The sequence below is a fragment of the Mesorhizobium sp. M7A.F.Ca.ET.027.02.1.1 genome (assembly GCF_004022985.1).
Taxonomy (GTDB): Bacteria; Pseudomonadota; Alphaproteobacteria; order Rhizobiales; family Rhizobiaceae; genus Mesorhizobium.
The window spans coordinates 1-5,852 of sequence record NZ_RZOL01000385.1 but is presented as its reverse complement, the minus strand read 5'-3'; the positions used below and the strand labels follow the sequence as shown (position 1 = coordinate 5,852).

The window sequence follows — 5,852 nt, the reverse complement described above, 5'->3', positions numbered from 1 at the left end:
ATCATCAGCGCCGCGCCAAGTCCCTGCACGGCGCGTGCGGCGATCAGCAGCCACAGTGTCGGCGCCAGGCCGCAGAGCACCGATGCCGATGTGAACAGCGCAATGCCGCCAAGCAGCAACGGCCGGCGTCCAAACATGTCGGCCAGCCGGCCGGCGCTGACGATCAGTGTGGTGATGGCGAGCAGATAGGCCAGAACAACCCATTGCACGGACTGGAACGTCGCGCCGAAATTCTGCATCAGCGACGGCAGCCCGACGCTGGCAATGCTGGTTCCCAGCGACGACAGCAGCGTGGCGAGCGACAGGCTTGCCAGCGCCCATTGGGCGGATTGCATCCGCGGCGGCGCCGATGCGCGCTCGTCCAGATTTTGCTCGGCAATTGCCACGGCGATCTCCTTCCATCAGCCCCAGAACCGGAACTGCTGGAGATCTAATTCCTTGGCCAATGTGGCGGAAGGCGCAGCATTTGCATCTTATTCGTGCGTTTGGCGCCATATCATGCCATGATCTGCCGATGACGTCACCCGATCTCAACTTACTGTTCGCTCTCGACGTCCTGCTGGCCGAAGGCAGCGTGGCGCGTGCCGCCAGCCGCCTGCGCCTCAGCCCCTCGGCGATGAGCCGGACGCTGGCGCGGTTGCGCGAGGCTACGGGCGATCCGCTGCTGGTTCGCGCCGGTCGCGGCCTGGTGGCGACGCCGCGTGCGGAAGAACTGCGACAACAGGTGGGCCGTGTCGTCCAGGATGCGGAGGCGCTGCTGCGCCCTGCCACCTTGCTCGATCTCCCGAGCCTGGACAGGGTCTTCACGCTGCGCACCAATGAGAGCTTCGTCGAAGAATTCGCACCTCGTCTCGTTGCCCGTATCCAGGCCGATGCGCCCGGCGTGCGGCTGCGCTTTGCGCCGAAGTCCGATAGAGACGTCATGTCGCTGCGCGACGCGGCGATCGATCTGGACATAGGCGTCGCTGGCGAGACCGGACCGGAGGTGCGCATCCAGGCATTGCTTCGCGACTGCTTCATCGGCGCCGTGCGAATGGACCATCCGTTGAGCGAGGGCACGGTGACGCCAGAGCGCTATGCGGCAGGCCGGCACATCAGCGTTTCACGGCGTGGTCGCGAGAAAGGGCCGATCGACGAGGCCCTGAACCGGCTCGGGCTGCAGCGGACGGTCGTGTGCATGGTTTCCGGTTTCTCGGCAGCCCTTGCCATGGCCCGCACGTCCGACCTGATCGCAAGCGTTCCGGAGCGGCACACCGAGGGCGCACGCGCCGGCATGCACAGTTTTCCCCTGCCGGTTGCCACCGCAGAGGTCACCATCTCCATGCTCTGGCATCCGCGCCTCGATGCCGATCCGGCGCAACGCTGGTTGCGCAACTGCGTGCGGGAGGTCTGCGCGGCGTCGCGCTGACAACGATGAGAAGCCTGCGCCAACCGCCCAGGCTTCTCATCTGTCCCGTCTATTCGGTTTGGCGTTTCTGCAAATACCTCAGTGCGCCTAGTGTGAGCGTCGCCATGACCGAACAGTAGCCCACCAGCGGCCACGCCGTGTCTCCATCAAGCAGGATGACGAACAGCGTGCCGAGGATGCCGACGACAAGGCTCTGGATGCAGAAGTAGAGCGCGACGGCGGTTCCCGCGACATCGCCGAACGCCTCGAGCGCACCGTTCGCGGTGACTGAGACAGTGAAGACGATACCCGCGGCAACGACCCACATCGGTAAGACGAATGTCGCGAAGGACGGCGCCGCGAACAGTTGCCCAGCCGCCAGCAGAGCCGCGCCGAGCAGCAACATCGCCATGCCTCTGATAGCACTGCCCGCAATGCCCCAACGTGCAATGAACTTTTTGGCGAAGCGGGTGGTCACGATCATCACCAGCGCCGCGGTGGCGAAGGCCAGGCTGAAACCGAGCTGTGAAAAGCCGGCGCGGTCCATGAGCACCCGGGGCGCCGTCGAAAAGAACACGAAGAAGGCGCCCATGGCGGCACTGAAGCCGAGCGTATACGCCCAGAAGGCGAAGCTGGAGAGAATGGGACGAAACGCCATTCGCCTGTCGTTGCCATTCAATGGTCGTGTTTCATGCCATCTCGGCCATGCGTTAAGGGTGGCGGCTACCGCCAGACCGCCGAGCGTCAGGAAGATCGCGCGCCAGCCGAGATTGTCGGCGATCAACGCACCGGCAATCGGCCCTAACGCCGGCACGAAGGCCAGCATCGAACTGAACAGGCCGTAGATGACGGCACTTTCAAGCCTCTGCGCATAGACGTCGCGAACCGTTGCAAAGGTCGCAACGAGAACGGCGGATGCACCGATGGCCTGCACGACCCGCAAGGCGACGAACACCATGGCCAGCGAGGTGCAGGCGAGCAGGACGGAAGCGCCTGCAAACAAAAGCGCGCCGCCGATCAGCACCGGACGCCTGCCGATCCTGTCGGAAATCGGGCCGAAGACGATTTGGCCGAGCCCAAGGCAGATCATGTAGAGGCTCAGTGTCAGCTGGATGACATCGGGCGATGTCTTGAGGATCTCCGGCATCGCCGGGACAATCGGGAGGTAGATGTCCATGGCCAGCGAGGCCAGGATGTCGAAGGGCGCCATCAGCACCATGGCTGCTGGCAGGGAAGTGGTCCATGTCGGGTTTTTTGGACAAGGCATGATTGAACATCCGCTCAAATGGCTACATTTGGCGGCGATCTGCCGTTCTCACTGAAGATGGGAAATGACGGGCCGCCGCAACAACGAAGTGCTGTTGCGGCCTACTTGTCTGCTGACTTGCTAGTTCCCATAGTCGCTATCCCCGATCGCGCGGATATTCTCTCGACGCGCAGATCCGTCCCTTAGCAGCCGGAGGTTGTCCAGGCAACAGGATCAGCTTGGTCGCGCCATCCCAGCCTCGATCACCCTGAAAATCCGCTCGTCCGTGCATTGGGCGACGTTGAAGCGCAGGAAGCGGCCAGCCATCCCGGACAGGCTGAATGCGTTGCCCGGTGCCAGCACGATGTTGTCGGCCAGCGCGCGGCGGGCGACTTCGGCCGCATCGACGCCATCCGGCAGACTGCACCACAGGAACAGGCCGGCCGGCTGGTCGATCCAGGGTGAGATGCCGATCGCCTTCAGACGAACGCTGGTCTCGCCCATGGCGCGCGCAAGCCGTGCGCGCAGCAAATCCATGTGCTTGCGGTAGCTGCCGTCCTTCAGCAGGGTCAGCACCAGTTCGGCCGCAAGCCGGCCGCCGCCAAAGGTGGTGGCGATCTTCAGGTCGGTCAGGGGCTCGATCCAGTCGCGGGGGGCTGCGATGAAGCCGCAGCGAACCGACGCGGACAGCGTCTTGGAGAAGCTGCCGATGTGGACAACGCGGTTGAGACCATCGAACGCCGCCAGCCTGGGGGCGGGCGCATGTTCGAAATCGGCGAAGATGTCGTCTTCGACGATGGTCAGATCCGATTGGTCGGCGAGCTTGAGCAGCCGATGGGCGGTGACTGGCGACAGCACCGCGCCGGTCGGGTTGTGGATGGCGGAATTGGTGATGTAGAGGCGCGGCCGATGCTCGGCCAACGCCTGCGCGAACAGATCGATATCCGGCCCCGACGGCGTGTAGGGAACGCTGACGACCTTGGCCCGGTGGGCGCGCAACAAAGCATGGAAGTTGAAGTAGCAGGGGTCGTCGACCAGCACGGTGTCGCCGGGCTCGATCAAAAACCGGCACAACAGGTCGATAGCCTGCGTGCCTGATTCCGTCAGCATGATCTGCTCGGGAGAGGCCTCGATGCCGTGCCCGGCCATACGCCGCGCCAGCAATTGCCGTAGCGGTGGCAGGCCGAGCGGCGTGCCGTAATCGGCCAGTGCGACATCGTCGGCACGCGCCACCGTGCGCAGCGCCCGGCGCAAACCGGCCTGCGGCATCCATGAAGCCGGCAGCCAGCCGCAGCCGGGTTTCAGCATCTCGTCGCTGGCCTCCAGGGACTGGCGTGAGATCCAGAGTGGATCGACCGCGCGGTCGAGGCGAGGACCAATCTCGGCCAGCGACAGCGGCGCCAGCGAGCCGGCGGCATAGAAACCCGAGCCCGGCCGCGAGCGGATCACGCCTTCGGCGGCGAGCCGCTCATAGGCTTCGACCACGGTGGATTTGGACACTCGCATGGATTTGGCAAAGGCGCGGATCGACGGCAATTGCGCTCCCGGCGTCAGGCTGCGCGCCGCGATCCGCTGGCGGATCGTCGCCATGACACCTTCGACCAGCGTTCCGCTGCTCTCGTTTCCTGTGGTCTGTTTGTCCATCCGTACTGCTCTGCTAAGCATGACAGTTTTGCATAATTGTACCGCATTGTCTCTTGCGATACTACCGGCCCCGCGCGATACGGGGCCGACAAACGGAGCATACGATGGACAAGACCGCGAGCGGCTGGATGAATGGATTCATCGGCGTGTTGATCTTCAGCGGCTCGCTGCCGGCGACGCGCGTGGCGGTCAGGGATTTCGATCCGACGTTCCTGACCTCGGCCCGGGCGGCGATTGCCGGCCTGCTTGGCCTGGCGCTGCTGCTTCTGTTTCGGCAGAAACGCCCGGAGCGCGGCGATCTGCTGTCGCTGGTGATCGTCGCACTTGGCGTGGTTGTCGGGTTTCCCCTGCTGACCGCGTTGGCGCTCAAGCACGTCACCACGGCCCATTCTATCATCTTCGTCGGCCTGCTGCCGTTGGCAACCGCGATCTTCGGCGTGCTGCGCGGCGGCGACCGTCCGCGCCCGGCGTTCTGGCTGTTTTCATGCATCGGCAGCGCGCTGGTCGCGGGTTTTGCCCTGACGCAGGGCGTGACGGCCTCGCCGGTCGGCGATGGTCTGATGCTGGCTGCCATCATCGCCTGCGGTCTGGGCTATGCCGAGGGTGCCGCGCTGTCACGCAAGCTCGGCGGCTGGCAGGTGATCTGCTGGGCGCTGGTGCTGTCGCTGCCGATCATGCTGGTGCTGACGCTGATGACTATGCCGCCTTCGTTCGAAGGCGTCGGCGTCAGTGCGTGGATAGGGCTTGCCTATGTCTCGCTGTTCAGCATGCTGATCGGCTTCGTGTTCTGGTATCGCGGGCTGGCGCAAGGCGGCATCGCCGCGGTCGGACAGTTGCAGCTGCTGCAGCCATTTTTCGGCCTGGCACTGGCAGCGACTCTGCTGCACGAGCAGGTTAGCCCGCTGATGGTCGTCGTCACGCTTGGCGTCGTGCTTTGCGTCGTAGGCGCCAAGCGATTCGCGAAGCAGGAATTGCCACGACGCGCGATCGCCTGACGACGGTGCCGTCCTCGCCTAGAACTTCGTGACCACCCCAATGCCGATGCCCTCGAAGCCGCCCATAGCCATCAAGGCCGCGGGCGCCTCGTCTAGGCTGATCCTCTTGCCGACCAGCAATTCGGGCTTCAGCTTGCCGTTGCGGATCATGTCCATCATCGCCTGGTAGCGGTAGGCCTGCATGCCGTGGCTGCCGAGGATTTCGAGTTCGAAGGCGATCACCTTGTCCATAGGCACCTGCGGCCGGGCATGCTCGCCCAGCATCAGGCCGACCTGCACATGGCGGCCGCGCCGGCGCAGATTGGATATCGAATTGAACGAGGTGGTGGGGTGGCCGAGCGCGTCCATCGACATATGTGCGCCGCCATTGGTGATCTGCTTGACCGCCTTGACCACATTCGGCGTCTTTGACGCGTTGATGGTGGCGACGGCGCCGATCTTTTTGGCGAAATCCAGTTTCTCGTCCGTGAGATCGATGGCGATGACATTGGCGCCCATGGAACTGGCGATCATGATCGCCGACAGGCCGACGCCGCCGCAGCCATGCACCGCGACCCATTCGCCCGGCTTCACCCGGCCC

6 protein-coding genes are annotated in these 5,852 nt (G+C 64.4%); 2 read left to right on the top strand and 4 right to left on the bottom strand.

The window, feature by feature from the left end; translation table 11 throughout:
- The coding region (locus EN749_RS29035) for an MFS transporter (RefSeq protein WP_128364445.1) at positions 1 to 386 on the bottom strand (386 nt) is incomplete at its 3' end.
- A gap of 128 nt (positions 387 to 514) precedes the next feature.
- On the opposite strand from EN749_RS29035, the gene EN749_RS29030 reads away from it, so the two are divergent.
- Complete coding sequence (locus EN749_RS29030; RefSeq protein ID WP_128364444.1) at positions 515 to 1,408, top strand: LysR family transcriptional regulator; 894 nt, start codon at positions 515 to 517, stop codon at positions 1,406 to 1,408.
- A 49-nt stretch (positions 1,409 to 1,457) separates the two neighbouring features.
- On the opposite strand, the gene cml is transcribed toward EN749_RS29030, so the two are convergent.
- Together cml and EN749_RS29020 are read right to left on the bottom strand one after the other, a co-directional pair.
- Positions 1,458 to 2,654: a CmlA/FloR family chloramphenicol efflux MFS transporter gene (gene cml / locus EN749_RS29025; RefSeq protein WP_128364443.1), complete on the bottom strand. Its 1,197-nt coding sequence runs from the start codon at positions 2,652 to 2,654 to the stop codon at positions 1,458 to 1,460.
- Between the two features lie 213 nt (positions 2,655 to 2,867).
- Complete coding sequence (locus EN749_RS29020) at positions 2,868 to 4,277, bottom strand: PLP-dependent aminotransferase family protein (protein ID WP_128364442.1); 1,410 nt, start codon at positions 4,275 to 4,277, stop codon at positions 2,868 to 2,870.
- Between the two features lie 104 nt (positions 4,278 to 4,381).
- Between EN749_RS29020 and EN749_RS29015 the strand changes: the two genes are divergently transcribed.
- The gene (locus tag EN749_RS29015; RefSeq protein WP_128364441.1) at positions 4,382 to 5,272 is read left to right on the top strand and encodes a DMT family transporter; all 891 of its coding nucleotides are present in this window, start codon (positions 4,382 to 4,384) and stop codon (positions 5,270 to 5,272) included.
- 18 nt (positions 5,273 to 5,290) lie between these two features.
- On the opposite strand, the gene EN749_RS29010 is transcribed toward EN749_RS29015, so the two are convergent.
- Positions 5,291 to 5,852, bottom strand: a 562-nt coding sequence (locus tag EN749_RS29010; RefSeq protein WP_145991041.1) for a zinc-binding dehydrogenase, incomplete at its 5' end; no start/stop codon positions are given.

Coding starts and splice junctions, on each gene's coding strand:
- EN749_RS29030 (WP_128364444.1), top strand. CDS start 515: ATGACGTCACCCGATCTCAACTTACTGTTCGCTCTCGACGTCCTGCTG.
- EN749_RS29020 (WP_128364442.1), bottom strand. CDS start 4,277: ATGGACAAACAGACCACAGGAAACGAGAGCAGCGGAACGCTGGTCGAA.
- cml (WP_128364443.1), bottom strand. CDS start 2,654: ATGCCTTGTCCAAAAAACCCGACATGGACCACTTCCCTGCCAGCAGCC.
- EN749_RS29015 (WP_128364441.1), top strand. CDS start 4,382: ATGGACAAGACCGCGAGCGGCTGGATGAATGGATTCATCGGCGTGTTG.